15 protein-coding genes and 1 tRNA gene are annotated in these 19,143 nt (G+C 72.5%); 12 read left to right on the top strand and 4 right to left on the bottom strand.

What is annotated here, in order from left to right; genetic code table 11:
- The first annotated feature begins 589 nt into the window (after positions 1-589).
- From ACFY3I_RS22745 to ACFY3I_RS22735, 3 genes are all read left to right on the top strand, one after another.
- Positions 590-2,902: a tetratricopeptide repeat protein gene (locus ACFY3I_RS22745; protein WP_390862240.1), complete on the top strand. Its 2,313-nt coding sequence runs from the start codon at positions 590-592 to the stop codon at positions 2,900-2,902.
- 31 nt (positions 2,903-2,933) lie between these two features.
- Positions 2,934-3,878: an RNA polymerase sigma factor SigJ gene (gene sigJ, locus ACFY3I_RS22740; RefSeq protein ID WP_390862238.1), complete on the top strand. Its 945-nt coding sequence runs from the start codon at positions 2,934-2,936 to the stop codon at positions 3,876-3,878.
- Between the two features lie 109 nt (positions 3,879-3,987).
- Positions 3,988-5,208, top strand: a complete 1,221-nt coding sequence (locus tag ACFY3I_RS22735) for an NAD(P)/FAD-dependent oxidoreductase (protein WP_390862236.1) — start codon at positions 3,988-3,990, stop codon at positions 5,206-5,208.
- Positions 5,209-5,299: 91 nt separating this feature from the next.
- Here ACFY3I_RS22735 and ACFY3I_RS22730 read toward each other — a convergent pair whose 3' ends face one another.
- Positions 5,300-5,623 (bottom strand): antibiotic biosynthesis monooxygenase family protein, encoded by a 324-nt coding sequence (locus ACFY3I_RS22730; RefSeq protein ID WP_390862234.1) that lies wholly within the window; start codon positions 5,621-5,623, stop codon positions 5,300-5,302.
- A 255-nt stretch (positions 5,624-5,878) separates the two neighbouring features.
- Here ACFY3I_RS22730 and ACFY3I_RS22725 point away from each other — a divergent pair, with 255 nt between their 5' ends.
- The 7 genes from ACFY3I_RS22725 to ACFY3I_RS22695 all read left to right on the top strand — a co-directional run bounded on the left by ACFY3I_RS22725 (position 5,879) and on the right by ACFY3I_RS22695 (position 14,584).
- Positions 5,879-6,769 carry a hypothetical protein gene (locus ACFY3I_RS22725; RefSeq protein ID WP_390862232.1) on the top strand — a complete coding sequence of 297 codons (891 nt, stop codon included), beginning with the start codon at positions 5,879-5,881 and terminating at the stop codon, positions 6,767-6,769.
- A 240-nt stretch (positions 6,770-7,009) separates the two neighbouring features.
- On the top strand, positions 7,010-8,488 hold the full coding sequence (locus ACFY3I_RS22720; RefSeq protein WP_390862230.1) for an FG-GAP and VCBS repeat-containing protein: 1,479 nt from the start codon (positions 7,010-7,012) through the stop codon (positions 8,486-8,488).
- Between the two features lie 251 nt (positions 8,489-8,739).
- Entirely contained in the window at positions 8,740-10,245 is a 1,506-nt protein-coding gene (locus tag ACFY3I_RS22715; RefSeq protein ID WP_390862229.1) for an FG-GAP-like repeat-containing protein, read from the top strand.
- A gap of 159 nt (positions 10,246-10,404) precedes the next feature.
- Positions 10,405-11,844, top strand: coding sequence for an FG-GAP-like repeat-containing protein (locus ACFY3I_RS22710; RefSeq protein ID WP_390862227.1), 1,440 nt, complete (start codon positions 10,405-10,407; stop codon positions 11,842-11,844).
- A 122-nt stretch (positions 11,845-11,966) separates the two neighbouring features.
- Complete coding sequence (locus ACFY3I_RS22705; RefSeq protein WP_365296585.1) at positions 11,967-12,905, top strand: YIP1 family protein; 939 nt, start codon at positions 11,967-11,969, stop codon at positions 12,903-12,905.
- Between the two features lie 266 nt (positions 12,906-13,171).
- The gene (locus ACFY3I_RS22700) at positions 13,172-13,705 is read left to right on the top strand and encodes a SigE family RNA polymerase sigma factor (RefSeq protein ID WP_390862225.1); all 534 of its coding nucleotides are present in this window, start codon (positions 13,172-13,174) and stop codon (positions 13,703-13,705) included.
- A gap of 9 nt (positions 13,706-13,714) precedes the next feature.
- Positions 13,715-14,584 carry a hypothetical protein gene (locus ACFY3I_RS22695; protein ID WP_390862224.1) on the top strand — a complete coding sequence of 290 codons (870 nt, stop codon included), beginning with the start codon at positions 13,715-13,717 and terminating at the stop codon, positions 14,582-14,584.
- A gap of 330 nt (positions 14,585-14,914) precedes the next feature.
- Here the strand turns inward: ACFY3I_RS22695 and ACFY3I_RS22690 are convergent, their stop codons facing one another.
- The 3 genes from ACFY3I_RS22690 to ACFY3I_RS22680 form a co-directional block, all read right to left on the bottom strand.
- The gene (locus tag ACFY3I_RS22690) at positions 14,915-15,427 is read right to left on the bottom strand and encodes a phosphoribosyltransferase (RefSeq protein ID WP_390862222.1); all 513 of its coding nucleotides are present in this window, start codon (positions 15,425-15,427) and stop codon (positions 14,915-14,917) included.
- Between the two features lie 10 nt (positions 15,428-15,437).
- Positions 15,438-16,013 (bottom strand): dCTP deaminase, encoded by a 576-nt coding sequence (gene dcd / locus ACFY3I_RS22685; protein WP_365296582.1) that lies wholly within the window; start codon positions 16,011-16,013, stop codon positions 15,438-15,440.
- Positions 16,014-16,098: 85 nt separating this feature from the next.
- On the bottom strand, positions 16,099-16,263 hold the full coding sequence (locus tag ACFY3I_RS22680) for a hypothetical protein (RefSeq protein WP_365296580.1): 165 nt from the start codon (positions 16,261-16,263) through the stop codon (positions 16,099-16,101).
- Positions 16,264-16,534: 271 nt separating this feature from the next.
- Between ACFY3I_RS22680 and ACFY3I_RS22675 the strand changes: the two genes are divergently transcribed.
- Positions 16,535-16,608 (top strand) — tRNA-Gly (locus ACFY3I_RS22675).
- A 741-nt stretch (positions 16,609-17,349) separates the two neighbouring features.
- The gene (locus ACFY3I_RS22670; RefSeq protein WP_390862220.1) at positions 17,350-19,131 is read left to right on the top strand and encodes a SpoIIE family protein phosphatase; all 1,782 of its coding nucleotides are present in this window, start codon (positions 17,350-17,352) and stop codon (positions 19,129-19,131) included.
- Positions 19,132-19,143 lie beyond the last annotated feature (12 nt).

Here is a 19,143-nt window from a genome sequence, read left to right as displayed (position 1 = left end):
GGGGGGGGGGGGGGGGGGCGGGGGGGGGGGGGGGGGGGGGGGGGGGGGGCCCCCCCCGGGGGGGGGGGGGGGGGGGGGGCGGGCCCCCCCCCCCCCGCGACAGGGCGGTCGGAGCCATCCTGCGGCAGGTCCGGCGCCGTACCCGTACGGCGGGCCAGAGCGGCGCCCGAACCCACGCGAACAGCCCAGCGGGCCGCGCCGACAGCGGCGGGCGTGGGGACCTTCGTCGCCTCCGGGGCCGTCGCCGCCCTGTTCGACCCGCCGCGCCCCGACGACCCCCGTCCGCCTCTCTGTCCCCGTCCGCCCCTGAGACCGTTCCGACCGTACGGCCGGCTCCTCGGCGGTCCGTACGACGTGCGGGGTGTTTCCGATGCGCGGGCACGCGTCGTTCGACGAGGACGGCCGGCCGGGGGCGCGCCGGGGGTTCGGATGCTCGGATCCCCGAGGCCGGTTCCCGAGGCCGGATTCCGGGGTCGGTTCCCGGGGCCCGGGGTTGGGTGAAGTCGTCCCCGGTGGGTCGGGGATGCTCTACCGTGAAGCCCCTCAAAGCGGTCCGAGCCTGGCGGATGCCGGCGAGGGGGAGCCACGGGTGCACGCAGGTGACGGCCGGACACGGCACTCCGGCGACGACGAACCGCGCCCCCGCGCCGGGGACCGTGCCGACGGCCGGACCGAGGAGTACTCCGGCGACCATGTCGACTTCCGGCGGGGCACCTTCCTGGGGCCCGTCGTCGGGCAGGTGGTCGTGCGGCACGGGGCACGGGCCGAGCGGGCCGGACCCTGTACGTTGCCCATGGCCCAGCCCGACTTCACTGGGCGCGATGAGGAGCTGACCGCGCTCGCGGAGCGGCTGCGGACACCCGCCGACCCGGTCCCGGACGCACCGGTCGTCTGTGTCGTCACCGGACTCGGCGGCATGGGCAAGACCGCCCTCGCCCTGAAGGCGGCGCACCGGGCGCGCGCCGCCGGCTGGTTCACCGGCGGCGCCCTCTTCCTCGACCTCGCGGGCTACGACGACAGCCCGGTCACCCCCACCCAGGCGGTGACGTCGTTGCTGCACGCCCTCGCCGCCGGTGATTTCGCCGCCGGCGCCGACCGGATCGGGCACTTCGGGGAGGAGGGCCGCCAACTCGACGCGTACCGCAGCCAGCTCGCCACGCTCGCCGACGCCGGCGACCGGGTGCTGCTGGTGCTGGACAACGTCTCGGACTCGGCGCAGGTCTCCTCGCTGCTGCCCGCCAGCGGCCTGCACTGCGTCCTGATCACCTCACGGGAGTGCCACGAGTCCCTGGCCGCCGACGAGTTGCCCCTCGGACCGCTCAGCCCCGACGAGTCCGTGCGCCTCATAGCCCCGGCGCTGCGCCGGCCCGGTGGCGGGACCGAGTGGACGCCCGAGGAGAGCGAGGCGGTCCGCGAACTGACCCGGTTGTGCTGCCGCATGCCGCTCGCGCTGCGGATAGCCACCGCCCTGCTGCACCGGCGCCGGGTCCGTGACGACCCGCTCGGATCCCTGGTGGAGGAACTGCGGGCGGTCGCCGACCGCAGCCGGGTCCTGCGCAGCCGGGGGGTCGACGAATACGGCAGGGCCCTCGTCCTGGCCCCGGTGTTCGCCATGTCCTTCCGCCGGCTGCTCCCGGACCGGCGACGCGCGCTGTGCGGTCTGGCCCAGGTGCCGTTCCCCGACTTCAGCACCGAGACCGCGGTGGTGGCCACCGGCCAGGACCGGCCGCTGGCGCTGGAACTCCTCGACGACCTGGTGGGCACCCACCTGATCACGGGTGAGGGGCGCGGCGGCCGGCTGCCCGAGCGGTGGCGCATCCACGACCTGGTCCGCGGTTACGCGAGCGCGCTGGCCGCGGACGATCCGGCGCTGGAGGAGGAGGGACGCGAGGCGCGCCGGCGGATACGCCGCCACTACCGGACGACGGCGGAGGCGGCCGACCGCCATCTGCGGCCGCCGGGCGACGGCCCGCCGCCGGGCGTGTTCAAAGACCGTACGGAGGCACTCGGCTGGCTGGAAGCCGAGCGGGTCAACCTCGTGGCCGCGGCCCAGTGGCCCGACGAACACGGGGCCCGCGGTGACTGTGATGCGCGTGGCGACCGCGGTGACTGCGATGTCTGTGGCGACCGTGCCGCGAACGGTGCGCGGGAACCGGTTCACACCGTCGCGCTCGCGCTCCACCTCGCCGGGTTCCTGCGTGAGCGTAGGTTCTTCGAGGACTGGGTGGCCGTCGGCCGTGCCGCCCGGCAGCGGGCGGCGGAGTCGGCCGACCGGCACGCCGAGGCGGCCGTCTGCAACAACCTCGGCAACGCGCTGCTGCGGGCGGACCGCTCGGAAGAGGCCGTCGAACCCCTCGTCCACGCCGCCGACCTGTTCCGCGCCCTCGGCGATCCGAACGGCGAGGGCATGGCGTGGAACAACCTCGGTCTCGCGCTGCGCCGGTCCGGCCGTCTCCGTGAGTCCCACGTCACCCACCGAAAGGCCTGCGAGCGGTTCCGCGACACCGGCGACCTCTCCCACGAGGGCCGGGCGTGGCACAACCTCGGTCTGGCGCTGGACGGCCTGGGCCGGTACGAGGAGGCGGTCGCCGCGTTCCGGCGGGCCTGCGCCCTGCACCACCGGACCGGCAACCTCTTCCTGCACGGCGACTCCCTGAACAGCCTCGGCCACGTCCTGCACGAGGCGGGCCGGACCGAGCAGGCCGTCGACGTCCTGCGGGATTCCATCCGGGTCCGCCGGGACTCCGACAACTGGTACGCCATGACGCTGACCTGGAACAACCTGGTCCGGGTGCTGGAGAGCACCGGCCGCGCCGAGGAGGCGGCCCGTGCCGGGAGCCGCGCCGCCGAGGCGGCCGCCCGCGCCGGAACCAGCACGACGGCCTACGGTCACCACCACTGAACCCCGAGTCCGGCGCGGTTAGGATCCGGGCATGGCCCAGACCACGAGCGAGGTGGACCGGTTCGAGGCGGCCCGGCCGCGGCTGGCCGCCATCGCCTACCGCATGCTCGGCTCCGCCGGCGAGGCCGAGGACGCCGTTCAGGAGACGTACCTGCGCTGGCAGGCCGCCGACACCGCCCGCATCGAGGTCCCCGAGGCCTGGCTGACGAAGGTGCTCACCAACCTGTGCCTCAACCAGCTCACCTCGGCCCGTGCCCGCCGCGAGACCTACGTCGGCCAGTGGCTCCCCGAACCGCTGCTCGCCGGGGACCCGATGCTCGGCCCCGCCGACACCGCCGAACGGCGCGAGTCCGTGTCGTACGCCGTCATGACCCTGCTGGAGCGGCTCGCGCCGGGCGAGCGGGCGGTCTACGTGCTGCGGGAGGCCTTCGCCTACCCGCACCGGGAGATCGCCGGGATCCTCGACATCACCGAGGCGGCCAGCCAGCAGACCTATCACCGTGCCAAACGGCATGTCGCGGCCGGCCGGACGCGCGTCGAGGTGGACGAGGCCGCCGCCCGGCGGATCATCGAGGAGTTCCTGGCGGCCGCCACCAGCGGCCGGACCGAGCCGCTGGTCCGGCTGCTCACCCAGGACGCCGTCGCGGTCGGCGACGGCGGCGGCAAGGTACCGGCCCGTGCCAGGGCTTTCGAGGGGGCGCTCGCCGTCGCGACCTTCATGCGGGGCCTGTTCAGAGCGGGTCCGGCGCAACGGGCCCTGGCCGGCGGCACCGTCGCACTCCACCTCTCGGAGGCCAACGGCGGCCCCGCCCTGGTGGCGGTCGTCGACGGCCGGGTCTTCGGGGTCATGTGCCTGGAGATCACGGACGGGGGCATCGCCGCGCTCCGCAACCAGGTCAACCCCGACAAGCTCGAACGGGCGACCAGGCAGTGGGCGGCCGGCGACCACGGCGAGCCCCTGATCCGGCTCTTCTGACCCCGTGTGAGCTGCTTCACTCCGCGTTCCTGTCAGGAAACGGCGGGCCGCCCGGTTCAGGGGGCGACCCGCCGTTCCCGACCCGCCCCTTCCCGACAGGAGCACGGACATGCAGCACCGCATCGTCGTCCTCGGCGCCGGATACTCCGGAGCCATCGCCGCCGGCCGTCTCGCCCGGCGACTGCACCGCGAAGACGTCGCCATCACCCTCGTCAACGCCGAACCCGACTTCGTCGAACGGGTCCGTATGCACCAGCTCGCGACCGGACAGGCCCTCAGGTCCCGGCCGTTCGCCGAGATGTTCGCGGGCACCGGGGTGCGGCTGCGGCTCGCGAGGGTCACCGCCGTGGACGTCGACCGCAGGACCGTCACCACCGTCCCCGCCGGGACGGCGGGGGAGGAGACCGGGGCGGCCGACACGACCGAGGTGCTGGAGTACGACACCCTCGTCTACGCCCTCGGCAGCGCCTGGAACGACCAGGGCGTCCCCGGCACCGCCGAGCACGCCCACCAGATCGCGAGCCGCCCCGGCGCGCTCCGGCTGCGCGACCGCCTCGCCGCCCTGCCGGCCGGGCAGCCGCTGCTCGTGGTCGGCGGCGGGCTCACCGGCCTGGAGGCCGCCACCGAGATCGCCGAGGCCCGCCCGGACCTGACCGTCGCCCTCGCCGTCCGCGGTGCCCTGGGCGACGGGCTCTCCCCCAAGGGCCGCCGCTACCTGCGGAAGGTCCTCGACGGCCTCGGTGTCACCGTGCACGAGCACACCGTCGTCACCTCCGTGGCCGCCGACGCCGTCCGCACCGCCGACGGCGGGACGATCCCCGCCGCGGTCACGGTGTGGGCCACCGGCTTCACCGTCCACCCCATCGCGCGGGCCACCACGCTGGAGGTCACCGACTCCGGCCGGATCGTGGTCGACGGGACCATGCGGTCGGTCTCGCACCCCGACGTGTACGCCGTGGGCGACGCGGCGATGGCGGCGGGCCCCGGTGACAAGCCGCTGCGGATGTCCTGCGCCAGCGGCACCCCGATGGCGTGGCAGGCGGCTGACGCCCTCGCGGCCCGCCTGACCGGCGGAAAGCTCCCGAAGGTGCCGCTGCGCTACTTCAACCAGTGCATCTCGCTGGGCCGCGGGCAGGGCCTGATCCAGTACGTCACCGCCGACGACCGCTCCGTGGCGGCGGCCCTGACGGGACGCACCGCCGCCCTCTACAAGGAACTGGTCTGCAAGGGCGCGGCCTGGGCCGTGGCCAACCCGACCCTCGCCCTCCCGACCCGCCCCCGCCGCACGCTCCCGACCCCGACCCACACCCCCGCGGCCACCCCCGCCTGACATCACGCGGCCGCCGGCCGACACCGGCCCGGAGGCACCCGGCGCGGGCCCGCCACCTCGGCGGACCGCGCCGCGATCCACCGGAACGCCCTCAGACGCTCTTCGGCCCGGCCGACTGCACGACGTCGAAGGACCACAGCGTCGACCCGGAGGCCGCCGGCTTCGGACGCTCCCCCTCCGCACCGCCCTGGTGCGCCGCCTTCATCGGCCCCTCCATCCACGCCTGGAACGACGCCTCGTCCCGCCACCGGGTGTACACGAGGTACTGATCGGTCCCCTCGACGGGCCGGAGCAGTTCGAACCACTCGAACCCGTCCGAGTTCTCCACGGCGTGCGCCCGTGACGCGAACCGCTTCTCCAGCGTCTCCCGCTGTTCGGCGGGGACGGCCAGCACGTTGATCTTCACTACGCTCATGCCCGCATCCTGCCCCACGGACGATCAGGAGAGCGTGAGCGCCTCGGCACCGCCGTCGCGGCCGCGGCGCCCCGGACCGCTCGGATCTGTCCGGGTTCTCCGCGGTGCGGATCCGCGGTGCCGGTCCCCGGTCTCGATCCCCGGTCCCGATCCGCGGTCCCGATCCGCGGCGCGGACCCGTCTCCGGGGCACAGGCCTTGACCAGCGGATTCGTGTCGCTGAGAGTGGCCCTTCTGATCGACTGGGGTGGGAAGCATGACGCACGACGACTATGCCGGCCGCTGCGAGGAGTTCTTCGCGGTCGGCGGATTCGCGCAGGTCCGTAAGGTGGCCGGGTCCGGGCTGGAGGAACTGGGGCCCGATCCGGTGCTCTACCGGTGGCTCGGCCTCGCCCATGCGGCGGAGGACGAGGACGACCACGACGCCGAAGCGGAGAAGGCCTACGAGGCCGGGCTGGCGCACAGCCCCGACGACCTGGGACTGCTCGTCTCCTACCTCGAGCTGTGCCTGCGGGCCGACGGGTGGACGTATCCCCGGCGCAGCGGTCGGGTGGCGTCACTCAAGGAGCGGATCGCCGTGCTGGCTCCGGCGGGTTCGCCCGAGGCGGCACAGGTGGAGGACGCGCTCGGCTGGGCGGGGCGCGGCTACTGGCAGGACGTACGGGAGCAGACGGCCACGGCGCGCGCGGAGCGGGCGGCTCTGAAGTCCCACAGCGACGATGTCGCGGAGGCGCTGGAGCGGGGCGGCCAGGAGGCCGCACATCCCGAGGACCTGCGCGCCGCCGAGGTGGCGGCCGCGCTGGAACTGCTGTCGGGTCCGTGGCGGGCGCCGCTCCGGTTCATGGTCCGTCACCGGGGGGCCGCGTACGTCGCCACCTTCGTGCTGGTCCTCGCGACCAACAAGGCGCTGGTGCTGAGCGGGACCGTCTCCTACAGCCTGTGGGGCTGGATCTGGTACGTGCCTCTCCTGCTGGCGGACGCGCAGCTCAGGCAGGCGCGGCGGCTGGCCCGGCAGCGGGTGATCGCCGCGATGGAGGCCCGGCACGCGGGTTCCGAGCCCACCCCCGCGGATCCGGAGACCTCCACCCCCGCGGATCCGGAGACCCCCGCCCCCGCGGATCCGGAGACCCCCGCCCACGCCTCTTGACCGGTTCTCCACCCGTGGACGCGGCGGCCGTGTCCGGTCCGGCGCGGCGGGGGCGGGCGGGAGCCGTCGCGGTGGGGGATCGCGCCGAACACCACGCGGCTCACAGCGGGTTCGAAGATTTCACCGAACCCTCGTACAACCCTTACTGATCGACGCGGGTCTCCTGATCGCTGGACCTCACTGACCCCGGCCGCCCGCCGGGAGGCGGACGGCCCCCGCATGCCGCAGGAGACGACCCGCATGCACACGATCCCGCGACTCGCCCTCGCGACGGCCACCGCGGCCGCGCTGACGGGCGGTCTGCTCACCTTCTCCGCCGTGTCCGCGAACGCCGCCGACTCCTTCAAGGTCGCCCGCGCGGACTTCAACGGCGACGGCTTCGGCGACATCGCCACCTCGGCCGCCACCGCCTACGTCAGCGGCCACAAGGGCGCCGGCCAGGTGGTAGCCCTCTACGGCTCCGCCTCGGGCATCACCACCACCAAGCGCACCACCCTCAGCCAGAACAGCGCCGGCGTCCCCGGCACCGCCGAGGCCGGCGACAGCTTCGGCGAGACCCTGGCGTACGCCGACTTCAACGCCGACGGCTACGACGACCTGGCCGTCGGCTCCCCGGAGGAGAAGGTCGGCTCCGACACCGACGGCGGTACGGTCACCCTCCTGTGGGGCTCCAAGAGCGGCCTCACCGGCAAGGGCGTCGACATCAAGGACCCGTCGCCCACCAGCCACGACTTCTGGGGGCTGCAGCTGGCCGCCGGTGACTTCGACGGTGACGGGAAGGCCGACCTCGCCGTCGGCAGCTCCGCCGCCACCCTGTGGGTGTTCAAGGGCGGCTTCTCCGCCAGCGGCACGCCCGGCGGCCGGTACACGGTCAAGCCGCCGATCCAGCCGGGCACCAGCTCCTACCCGTACGGCCCGATGAAGCTCACCGCCGGTGACGTCAACGGCGACGGCCGTACCGACCTGATCGTCGACGGGTACGAGACGAAGACCAGCAGCCACTGGAACACCAACTACTGGCTGCCGGGCAGCTCCAAGGGCGTGATCGCGACCGGCGCCAAGGCGCTGAAGAGCGGCATCGTCACGGGCGTCGGCGACATCAACGGCGACGGCTACGGCGACATCGTCAGCGGCGCCTCCTGGGACGCCAGCAGCGGCGGGACCGTGTTCCCGGACTCCGCCAACGGCGGCCGGGTGGCCATCACCTACGGCAGCGCCTCCGGCCCGGCCAAGGCCACCATGTTCAACCAGAACTCCTCCAACGTCCCCGGCACCTCCGAGAAGGGCGACGGGTTCGGCTGGGAGATCGACCTCGGCGACGTCAACGGCGACGGCTACGCCGACCTGGTCGTCACCACCCCGAACGAGGACATCGGCAGCAACACCAACACCGGCCAGGTCACCGTCCTCTACGGCTCGAAGACCGGCGTCAACCTGGCCTCCGGCGCCCAGTCCTTCGCGCAGAGCACGGCCGGCGTCCCCGGCGACGACGAGAAGAACGACCTCTTCGGCGCCGACGTCAAGCTCGACGACGTCACCGGCGACGGCAGGGCCGACCTGATCGTCGGCTCGTACGAGAACGCGGGCGACGGCGCGGTCACCTACCTGCCGTCCAACGGCTCGAAGATCACCACAACCGGTTCCCGGGCCCTCTCCGCGAGCCAGCTGGGCGTGTCCACGACCGGAACCCCGCAGCTCAGCGCCATGTTCGCCGACTGATCCCGCGGTCCGCGATCCGCGATCCGCGGCTCGCGGTCCGCAGGAGCCGCTCCGGTCGGTGCGGGGGCAGTCCCGTGGTCGGTCGCACGACCGACCACGGGACCGCCCCCCTCGCCTCGGTCCCGCGCCACCGCACCCCGCCTCCGCACAGAAGTGCCGCCCTGCCGCCGGCACCGCGTCCGTGTATCCGCGTATCCGCGTACCCGCGTACCTCCGGCACCCGTGCCGCCGATCTCAGGAGCACCCACCCCGTGAACTTCTCCGTGAACGCCTCCGTGAACGTCCTCGTGAACGGGCGTCACCGCCGCCGCCTCGCCCTCGCGACGGTCACCGCCGCCGCACTGACCGGTGGTCTGCTGATCCTCTCGGCCCCCGTCGCGTCCGCCGCCACGGCCCACGCCTACAAGGCCGACTTCAATCACGACGGCTACGGCGACGTCGCCTTCGCCGCCCCCTACGCCCAGGTCGGCGGCAAGAGCATGGCCGGGTACGTCGCCGTGGTCTACGGCAGCGCCTCCGGACTCAACCCCGCCAAGCGCACGATCGTCAGCCAGAACACCGCCGGAGTGCCCGGTACCGCCGAGGCCGAGGACTTCTTCGGCCGGGCGCTCGCCGTGGCCGACTTCGACAAGGACGGCTACACCGACCTCGCCGTCGGCGCGCCCGGCGAGAGCAACGGCTCGGACACCGACGGCGGTTCGGTCACGATCCTGTGGGGGTCGGCGAGCGGCCTGAAGAACGGTACGACGGTCAAGGACCCCTCCCCGGTCAAGCACGAGACGTGGGGCTCGGTGCTGGCCGCCGGCGACTTCAACGGCGACGGCAAGGCCGACCTGGCGTCCGGCACGGCCGCGTCGTACGCGTACATCGTCAAGGGCGGCTTCACCAAGTCCGGTACCACCGGCGGCGTGCAGAAGGTGCCCACGCCGCAGAAGGCCCAGTTCGGCATCGACGCGCTCGCCGCGGGCGACACCAACGGCGACAAGAAGGCCGACCTGGTCCTCACCTACCGCACGGCGCTCGCCTCGGACCCGTCGGGCAGCTGGTCCAAGGGGGCCGCCTACCTCGGCGCGTCGGGCGGCGTGGTCGCGACCCAGCCTCGCCCGCTGAACGGCGGCACTTCCCTCGCCCTGGGCGACATCGACGGTGACGGCTACGACGAGATCGCCATCGGCAACGTCTTCGCGAAGGAGGACGACCACACCGGCAGCCTCGGCGGCCAGGTCGTCGTCATCCGCGGCAGCAGGGGCGGCCCGGTCAACGGCGACGCCCCCATGGCGCAGCTCACCCAGTCCTCCACCGGCGTCCCGGGCACCGACAAGGAGGGCGACGGCTTCGGCGGCGCCGTCTCCATCGGGGACACCAACGGCGACGGCTACGGCGACCTGGCCGTCGGCGTCGTCTTCAAGGACATCGGCGCGGCCGAGGACACCGGTCTGGTCGTGCTGATGAACGGTTCGGCCGACGGCGTCTCCCGCACCGGCGCCCGCACGATCTCCCAGAACACCGTCGGCGTCCCCGGTACCTCCGAGACCATGGACTACTTCGGTTCGGAGGTCGTGCTCTCGGACGTCAACAAGGACGGCAAGGCGGACCTGACCGTCGGGGCCGACTTCGAGGACCGCGGCGTAGGCGCGGTCACCGCCCTGCGCGGCAGCGCCTCCGGTATCACCGCCACGGGCGCCAAGTCCTTCGGCCCGGGCACGTTCGGCCTGTCCCGTACGTACGGCGCGTTCGGCATGGGCCTCACCGGCTGACACTCCCGAGCAGGCCTCCGGAACCGGCCTCCCGGTGGGGGCCGGTTCCGGAGAGCGTCGCCGTCCACGGCGTCACCGCGGGCGGCTCCAAGAAATCCACCGGCACCACCTGGGCGGTCCGTCGGACGCCCGCCTCGGCGATGTACTGGCAGGCTGATCATGCGCATCCGTACGGCGGCGACCTTCGCCGCACTCCTCACCACGGGCCTCGTCCCGCTGGCCGGCACCGCCTCGGCCACACCCCCGCCGGCCGTGTTCGGCCCGTACCCGGACGACTTCAACGGCGACGGCTACCACGACCTCGTCACCGCCGCCCCGGGCGCCACGGTCGGCGGCAGGAACGACGCCGGCGCGGTGGTCGTCAGCTACGGCTCCAGGTCCGGGATCAAGGCGTCGAACCGCACGGTCCTCACCCAGGACTCGGCGGCCGTCCCCGGCACCGCCGAGAGGGGCGACGAGTTCGGCTCGGCGCTCGCCTTCGGCGACCTGAACCGGGACGGCTACTCCGACCTGGTCGTCGGCTCCGTCGGCGAGGACGGCGGGGCCGGTTCGGTGACCATCGTCTGGGGAAGCAGGAAGGGCCTGACCGGGGGCCGTCTCGTCGCCGACCCGGACGCCTCCTCCCACCACCGCTTCGGCATGGCCCTGGCGGTCGGCGACTTCACCGCGGACGGCCGGGCCGACCTGGCCGTCGGCAGCACCGGCGCCGACGTGCAGATCTTCCGGGGCGGCTTCACCAAGACCCACGGGGCCGCCTCCCGGACCTGGGTGGTGCCCGAGATGGAGACCGGTGACAGCCACGGCTCCCGGTCGCTGGCCTCCGGCGACGTCAACGCCGACGGAGTGGCCGACCTGGTGGTCAGCGGCACGTTCCACTCGGGGGACGGCTCGTGGGTCGACGGCAACCTGGTGTACCTGGGCGCGGCCTCCCGGCCCAAGTCGCTGCGGACGCTGGCGGACGGCGGCCGGCAGCGTGCGGTTCTCGGCGACGTCAACGGGGACGGTTACGACGACGTCATCACGTCCGACGTCGTCGTCCACGACGGCAAGGCCGGGCCCGGCAGGGTCGTCGTCTACCCGGGCGGTGCCCACGGCATGAGCCCCGCTCCGCCGGAGCTGCTCAGCCAGGACAGCCCGCGTGTTCCCGGCGCCGGCCGGGCGCCGGGCACCGACTCGTTCGGCGCCGCCCTCTCCGTCGGCGACGTCGACGGCGACGGCTACGAGGACGTGGCGGTCGGTACGCCGTACGAAGGGGTCGGCTCGGCTCCGCGGACCGGCACCGTCACGCTGCTGCTCGGCTCCGTCTCCGGACTGACCGGCCGGGGTGCGACCCGCTGGACCCAGAACACCCCCGGTGTCCCCGACCTCGACGAGGCCGACGACCTCTGGGGCAGCGCCGTCCGCCTGGCCGACCTCGACGGCGACCAGCGGGCCGACCTGGCGGTCGGTGCCCGACGCGAGAACGGCGGAGAGGGCGCGGTGTGGACCCTGCCCGGCTCCGCGGCGGGCCTGAGGACGGCCGGCTCGGTGTCCTTCCACGCGGCGTCGCTGGGCGTGTCGGGGACGTCGGCGCAGCTTGGTTCGCTGTTCGGGCAGTGAGCGACAGGGCTCGGCAGGGCCCTGGGGGTTCCCCTTAGGGGATGTCACAGCTCTGCGGCAATGGCGGGCTCGGGTACCCGAGCCCGCCACACTGATCTTCGGGACCAGGTACGTTCGAAGACGTGGCTGGATTCAGGAACGGACGCGGCGGCCGGGACAACCGTGCCCCGCAAGCGCGACCGCAACAACCCGCGTACGGGCAGCAGGCCCCGCCGCAGAGTTTCGGCGGGCAGCCGGCGGGACCGTCGTACGGGTACCCGTCGGCTCCGCAGCCGTACCCGCAGCACGGCGGCGGGTCCGGGTGGCCGCACCCGCAGGCGCGCGGCGCCCACCCGGGACAGGGCGGCGCGGACGGCCCGGAGTACTTCGGCGACGATCACGGTTACGGCGGCGGCAGCCCCGACCCGTACGCCGCGAACCAGCCGGGCCACACCCAGGCCTTCTCGGTCGACGAGGCCGGCGCATACACGCAGGGCGCGACCTACCACGCCGGCTCGGCGGCGCCGTCCGGCCCGATCGGCCCGCGGCTGCACTGGAAGGACCTGCTGAAGGGCATCGTCCTCGCCCCGAACCAGACGTTCCTGCAGATGCGGGACTACACGATGTGGGGCCCCGCCCTCGTCGTGACCTTCCTCTACGGCCTGCTCGCGGTCTTCGGCTTCGACGGCGCCCGCGCGGACGCGATCAACGCGACCCTGACCAACGCGGTGCCGATCGTCCTGGTGACGGCGATCGCGATGGTGCTCTCCGCGTTCGTGCTGGGCGTGGTGACCCACACCCTGGCCCGTCAGCTCGGCGGGGACGGCGCGTGGCAGCCGACGGTCGGCCTCTCCATGCTGATCATGTCGATCACCGACACCCCCCGGCTCCTGTTCGCCATGTTCTTCGGCGGCGACGCCGGCTTCGTCCAGCTCCTCGGCTGGGCCACCTGGGTCGGCGCGGGCGTGCTGCTCACCCTGATGGTCGGCAAGTCCCACGATCTGCCCTGGCCGAAGGCCCTGGGCGCGTCGGCGATCCAGCTGATCGCCCTGCTGTCGATCGTGAAACTCGGCACGTTCTAGCCACACCCGAGCACACAGGAGGGGCCCCCGGCGACGCCGCCGGGGGCCCCTCTCACACCCGTCCCCGGTCAGGCGTCGAGAACCTGCCCGCCCCGCTCCACCACGGGCGCCCGTCCCGGTGCTCAGGGCAGTCACAGCCCCACGGGGTGCGCGCAGGGACCGTGTGGGGCAGGGCGAAAATTCGGTTTCAACCTTTACCGTGCGGCAGCGCTCTGAAGAGGGGTGACAGGACACGACCCCCTGACGGGGTCCGGAGAGGAGAGCAGATGCCGGAGAACGGCCGAGGCTCCGATGCGCCGCGGGAATCCCAGGCGCCCGAGAGCTTCGAGGCCTTCGCCCAGGCGAGTCAGAGACGGTTGTACCGGACCGCGTACCTGCTGTGCGGGGATCCGGACAGGGCCAGCGACCTGACGCAGACCACGCTCGCCAAGCTGTTCCAGCACTGGCGGCGGGCGAGTGCCGCCGACCACATCGAGGCCTACGCCAGGACCGTGCTGACCCGCACCTACCTGGCCGAACGGCGGCGGCGCCTGCGGGACCTGCTGGCGCACACACGTCCCGATTCCCGGCCCGCGTCCGACCACGCAGATCTGCGGGTGACGTTGATGGCAGCGCTGGCCGGGCTGCCGCCCAGAGCGCGAGCCATGGTCGTGCTGCGGTACTGGGAGGACCAGAGCGTCGAGTCAGTCGCCACGCTCTTGAAGTGCAGCGAATCCACGGTCAAGAGCCAGTGCTCACGCTCCCTGGCAAAGCTGCGCGCCCAACTGGGCGAGGCCCACCTCTACGCCACGGGGAGCTGAGGAACTGTCATGAACGACAACATCACCGATGAAGACCACCGCAGCACCCTGCTCGTCAGGGACGCGATGGAAAGCGTAGTGGCCCAACTTCCCCCGCTGCACGACCTGGCGCCCGCCGCGCTCGCCCAGGGCCGTCGACGCAAGGCGCGTGCCCGTCTCGCGGCCGTCGCCGGGATCGCCTGCGTGGCGGGGGCCGTGGTCCTCGGCTCCCTGACACTCTCCGCCGGAGGCGGCGCCGACGGGACGGTCAGTCCGGCCACGAGTGGCACACCCTCGCCGCACGAGTCGGTCAAGGAGCCGGAGCCCTACCGCACGCCGGTCCACATCGACCCCACGAGCGACGACGAACGGCCCACGGCCGGCCTGTCCTCCACGGAGCGGGCACGGCGAGCACAGTTCCAGCAACAGGCCGCCGCCGTCCTCGACAAACTGCTTCCGGACGCCGTCGGCCTGATCCGGCCGGTCGACATCGATGTGTCGCGCTACCAGGGCGGAACCACGGACGGGAAGGTGTTCACCGTCGTCTTCTCCGTGCAGCCCTCCACCGGCAGCCCGGACCCGAAGCCCTGCCCTCCCGCCGCCGCGCTTGCCGGCAAGGGTGGAACCTGTGAGCAGACCACACTGCCGGGCGGCATCAAGGCCACATCACTCCGCGTGGCCACCGACTCGCCCGAGACCACGTCCACCGACGTCCGTTTCCGCTACGGACACAGTGATGTCCGCGTCTCCATCGAACCGGACGTGCACGCCAAGGCCTCCGCCCCCGTCACCAGCAAGGAACTCCTCGCGGCGGTCGGCGACTCCCGCTTTCTCGAACTGGTGCGGTACGCAGACCAGCACCCTGTGGAGAAGAAGCAGACCACCGTCGTGGGCGGCTGACAGCGGGTAGCGGCGCCGGAGTCGGGACCGGTACGGCAGCAACCACACACCTCGCAGAGCCGTAGCACGACCGCCGGACAGGGGCGAACTGCGACAGCTCTGTCCGGCCGCCGGACCAGGCGACCGAGGCATCAGGACCGGGCCCGGATCGAACCCCTGAAGCGGGTGCCGGCCGGCGAGGTCCACCAGCACCCTTCCGGCAGCCAGTACGACCGCCCATGACCGATCTCTGCAGAGCCACGGATCAGAAGGTGGTCCGAAGGTCCGGATAACAAGAGAGTCCCTCGCCGATCCAGCGAGGGACTCTCACATACCTGGAAAAGGTGCAGGTCAGAGCGCTTCTTTCGATGGCGTGACCGGCTCTCCGGACTTACGTACCACAGGCAGAACGCTCCACGGGAAGTTGATCCAGTCGTCGGTCCGCTTCCACACGTACTCGCATTTCACGAGGGAGTGGGACTTCTCGTAGATCACGGCGGACCGGACCTCGGCGACGGTGTCCAGGCAGAAGTCGCGGACCAGCTTCAGCGTCTTGCCGGTGTCGGCGACGTCGTCGGTGATCAGCACCTTCTTGTCGCTGAAGTCGATCGCGTTGGGTACGGGCGCGAGCATGACCGGCATGTCGAGCGTCGTCCCCACGCCCGTGTAGAACTCGACGTTGACCAGGTGCAGGTTCTTGCAGTCGAGGGCGTACGCCAGCCCGCCGGCGACGAACACGCCACCGCGGGCGATGCTCAGCACTATGTCGGGCTCGAACCCGTCGTCGGCGATGGTCTGCGCCAGCTCGCGCACGGCCGTGCCGAAGGCTTCGTAGGTGAGGTTCTCCCGTGCGTCACTGCTCATGACCGGCTCCTCACACCTGCGTCCGGTGGAAGTTGAGGTAGGAACGGGACGCGGTCGGTCCGCGCTGCCCCTGGTAACGGGAGCCGTAACGCTCGCTGCCGTAGGAGTGCTCGGCGGGGGAGGAGAGCCGGAACAGGCACAGCTGCCCGATCTTCATGCCCGGCCACAGCTTGATGGGGAGGGTCGCGAGATTGGACAGCTCGAGCGTGACGTGTCCGCTGAACCCGGGGTCGATGAACCCGGCCGTGGAGTGCGTGACCAGGCCGAGCCGTCCCAGCGAGGACTTGCCCTCCAGCCGCGACGCGAGATCGTCGGGCAGCGAGATGACCTCGTACGTCGACGCGAGGACGAACTCCCCGGGGTGCAGGATGAAGGGTTCGTCGCCCTCCGGCTCCACCAGCCGGGTCAGGTCCGGCTGCTCGACGGACGGGTCGATGTGCGGGTACCGGTGGTTCTCGAACACCCGGAAGAAGCGGTCCAGCCGCACGTCGATGCTCGACGGCTGCACCATGGTTTCGTCGTAGGGATCGATCCGTACCCGCCCGGCGTCGATCTCGGCCCGGATGTCCTTGTCTGAGAGAAGCACGCCCCGAGGATACGCAAGGCGCGCGGAGCCGCGACAATCGCGACAGTCCGCGCGCCCCTGTTACCGCGGGTGGCTGTTCCCGCTGCTACTGCCGCTGCTTCTCGAGAGCGACCGGCACGACGCTGCGCAGCCGGGTGCACTTGGGGCACCGGACGAGCCGACCGGGGCCGAGCCGCTCGGCCTGCTGCATCGGGAACGAAGTGGTGCTGAACACGTGCCCTTCGGCACAGCGGACGACGGTGCGTTCCATCAAGTCCCTTGAATCCCTTCCCAGGAGCCGCGTCGGGCTTACTGCCGTGACGACGGAAAGCCACATTACGGGATCAAAGCGGCGGCTCTCCAGGCGGCACTCCGGCCCACCCGGCCCCTCTCCCGCATCCACACCGTACGCCCCAACTCCGGCCGCCCGCACCCGGATCCCACCCCGTGAAACACACACGGACCCCACGGTGAGAGCACCGGGGGTCCGTCATGAGGTACAGTGAGCGGGCGTTCCGACACCGACAAGATCGGCGTCTTACGCGGGTGTAGTTTAATGGTAGAACATCAGCTTCCCAAGCTGAGAGCGCGAGTTCGATTCTCGTCACCCGCTCCAGATTGAAACCCCAGGTCATCGGCCTGGGGTTTGTTCGTTGTCCAGCTCGATTCGGGGTTCCGTGCCCTTGTGTGCCCTGAGCCGATGGTTATTCGTCGCCCCCGGGGCGGTCGAGCGCGATTTTCGACGCGGCAGCTCCGGAAACTCTCGAACAATGAGACGCATTTCGAGGGACCTGCGGCACCCGCTTGCCTTTGCTGAGTGAAGTCGCCAGTGCGGAGCGGCGGTTGGGCAGGGCTTTCATCCGGGCGTGCCGAGCCGGCGGCTGGCGTCAGGAGGGGAGCAGTTCGAGGTTGCGGGTGACTCGCCCCCGGCCTTTCCAGGCGCGGCGTAGTGCGAGTTGGGGCCGGGAGTGTGTTCGGCCGGGCTCCGTCGGCGATCGTATTCACGCATCTGCGGTCCCCGTCCCTCCGCGGCTGCCTCGCCAGATCGACACCGCGACGGCGCGGCTCGGCAGGGACCGCCGCCATCGGCCCGGTCGCGGTCCCGCCACCTCGCGTGAGTGTCGTACCGGCGATGGCCGCACCAGGACGGCGAGGGGACGGCCCCACCGCGGTGTCGTGGAGGCACCGTCGTGCCGGTCGTGCGGGCGGGTGCTCGGCGGGGGACCATCGGGGTACCGACGTCTCCGCGGCCCGGAGCCAGGTGGCGGTGCGGCCGGTGCGGTCGTTTCGTGAGAGCGGTGGCGGTGCGACCGGGGATTCGAGGTCCGGCGAAGGGCACGAGAGGCGGCTGTCGGCGGTGGAGCCAGGTCTGTGGCAGCAGGTCGTGGAGCGGCTGGGCACGGCGATGGCCCTGCTCGACCCGGCCGGGCGGATCGTCGCGGTCAACCCGGCCGCCGAGCGGCTGCTGGGCCGCCCGGCGGCGGTGGTGCACGGGCAGGACCTGCATGACCTGTGCCACCGGGACCCGGGAGGTGCCCCCGTCCCGCGAGAGCGCTGCCCGCTGCTGCGGGCGCTGGCCGAGGGCCGTCCGGCTCGCGGGGACGACGACAGTTGTCTGCGGGGGGACGGACGGCTGGTCCCGGTCTCCTGGTCGGCCACGCCCCTGACCGGCGACGACCTCTCCGGCGTTTCCCCGGGCATGGTCGTGCTGATCGTCGAGACGGTGGAGGACCGCCGTGCCCGCAGGGAGCGTGCGGAGCGGGTGGAACCGGATGAGCAATCGGAACGGGAGGAACGGGAAGAACGGGAGCAACGGGCGGAACGGGCGGAACGAGCCGCTCGTACGAGCGCTCTGGAGAGTCTCGCCGAGCGGCTGACGCTCGTCGCGGAGATCACCGATGTGCTCGGTCAGACCCTGGAGGTCGACGAGGCTCTCGCCCGGTTGAGCCGGCTCCTGGTTCCCCGGCTGGCCGACTGGGCCGCGGTGGACCTGTTGGTCGGTGCCCGTCGGGTGCACCGGGTGGCGGTGACCGGTCCCGAGGGCCGTGCCGCCGGGCAGGAGGACTGGCGTGGTCAGCTGCCCCCTGCCGGGGAGTCGGTTCACTCGTCTCTGGTCCAGGTGCTGAACGGAGGCGGGCCCGTCCTCCAGGACCGCCCGGGCCTGGACGCACCGTCCGACTCGCCGCTGGCCACCGTCCACAGCGCCTTCCTCAGGGCAACCGGCGCGGCTTCCGTCATCACGGTGCCGCTGGGGAGCAGACGGCAGGTCACCGGTGCGCTGACGCTGGTGCGCACCGACGCGGCACGGCCCTTCTGGACCGGCGATCTGGAGGTGGTGAGCGACATCGGCCGCCGAGTCGGCCTGGTCATCGACAACGCCCGCCGATTCGGCCGGCAGCGCGCGGTCGCCGAGGCCATGCAACGCAACCTCCTCCCCCCACTGCCCGAGCACGGCCGTATCCAACTGGCGGCCAGGTACCAGCCCGCTCCGGCCGGCTCGCAGGTCGGCGGCGACTGGTACGACGCGTTCACGCTGAGGGACGGTGCCCTCGCCCTGGTCATCGGCGACGTCGTGGGCCACGACCTGACCGCCGCGGCCGGCATGGCCCAGTTGCAGGGCGTCCTGCGCTCCCTCGCCTGGGACCACATCGGGCCGACCGGTGCCGTGGTGGACCGCCTGGACGACGCTCTGCACGCCATTACGACCGTCTCGATGGCCACCCTCGTCCTCGCCCGGCTGGAGGGCACTGACACCGGCCCCTGGACGCTGCGCTGGACCAGTGGCGGTCACCCGCCGCCGCTGCTGCTGACACCGGACGGGAACGCGCGGTACCTCGAAGCGGGGCAGGGACTGATCCTCGGAACCGGCCTGGGCGGCGGCAGCCGTCGGCCGAGCGCCGCCCAGGCCGTGCTGCCGGGGTCGACGCTCCTGCTCTACACCGACGGCCTGATCGAGTCTCCCGGCAGCGACCTGGACACCGGGCTCTGCCGACTGCGCCGCCACGCCCTCACCCTCGCCCACGAACCGCTGGACACGCTGTGCGACGAGTTGGCGTCCAGGATGCCGCCCGGCAGCACCGACGACATCGCCCTGCTCGCGCTGCGTCTGCCCCTGCCTCCGGCCGGGGCCGAGATGTGATCCGTGCGGAGA

The organism is Streptomyces sp. NPDC001068 (assembly GCF_042897315.1).
Classification (GTDB): Bacteria; Actinomycetota; Actinomycetes; order Streptomycetales; family Streptomycetaceae; genus Streptomyces.
This window is presented reverse-complemented; position numbering and strand designations above follow the sequence as displayed.

Excerpts from the sequence above, each read along its gene's own strand:
- sigJ (WP_390862238.1), top strand. The coding sequence starts at position 2,934 with ATGGCCCAGACCACGAGCGAGGTGGACCGGTTCGAGGCGGCCCGGCCG.
- ACFY3I_RS22735 (WP_390862236.1), top strand. The coding sequence starts at position 3,988 with ATGCAGCACCGCATCGTCGTCCTCGGCGCCGGATACTCCGGAGCCATC.
- ACFY3I_RS22730 (WP_390862234.1), bottom strand. The coding sequence starts at position 5,623 with ATGAGCGTAGTGAAGATCAACGTGCTGGCCGTCCCCGCCGAACAGCGG.
- ACFY3I_RS22725 (WP_390862232.1), top strand. The coding sequence starts at position 5,879 with ATGACGCACGACGACTATGCCGGCCGCTGCGAGGAGTTCTTCGCGGTC.
- ACFY3I_RS22720 (WP_390862230.1), top strand. The coding sequence starts at position 7,010 with ATGCACACGATCCCGCGACTCGCCCTCGCGACGGCCACCGCGGCCGCG.
- ACFY3I_RS22710 (WP_390862227.1), top strand. The coding sequence starts at position 10,405 with ATGCGCATCCGTACGGCGGCGACCTTCGCCGCACTCCTCACCACGGGC.
- ACFY3I_RS22700 (WP_390862225.1), top strand. The coding sequence starts at position 13,172 with ATGCCGGAGAACGGCCGAGGCTCCGATGCGCCGCGGGAATCCCAGGCG.
- ACFY3I_RS22695 (WP_390862224.1), top strand. The coding sequence starts at position 13,715 with ATGAACGACAACATCACCGATGAAGACCACCGCAGCACCCTGCTCGTC.
- ACFY3I_RS22690 (WP_390862222.1), bottom strand. The coding sequence starts at position 15,427 with ATGAGCAGTGACGCACGGGAGAACCTCACCTACGAAGCCTTCGGCACG.
- ACFY3I_RS22680 (WP_365296580.1), bottom strand. The coding sequence starts at position 16,263 with ATGGAACGCACCGTCGTCCGCTGTGCCGAAGGGCACGTGTTCAGCACC.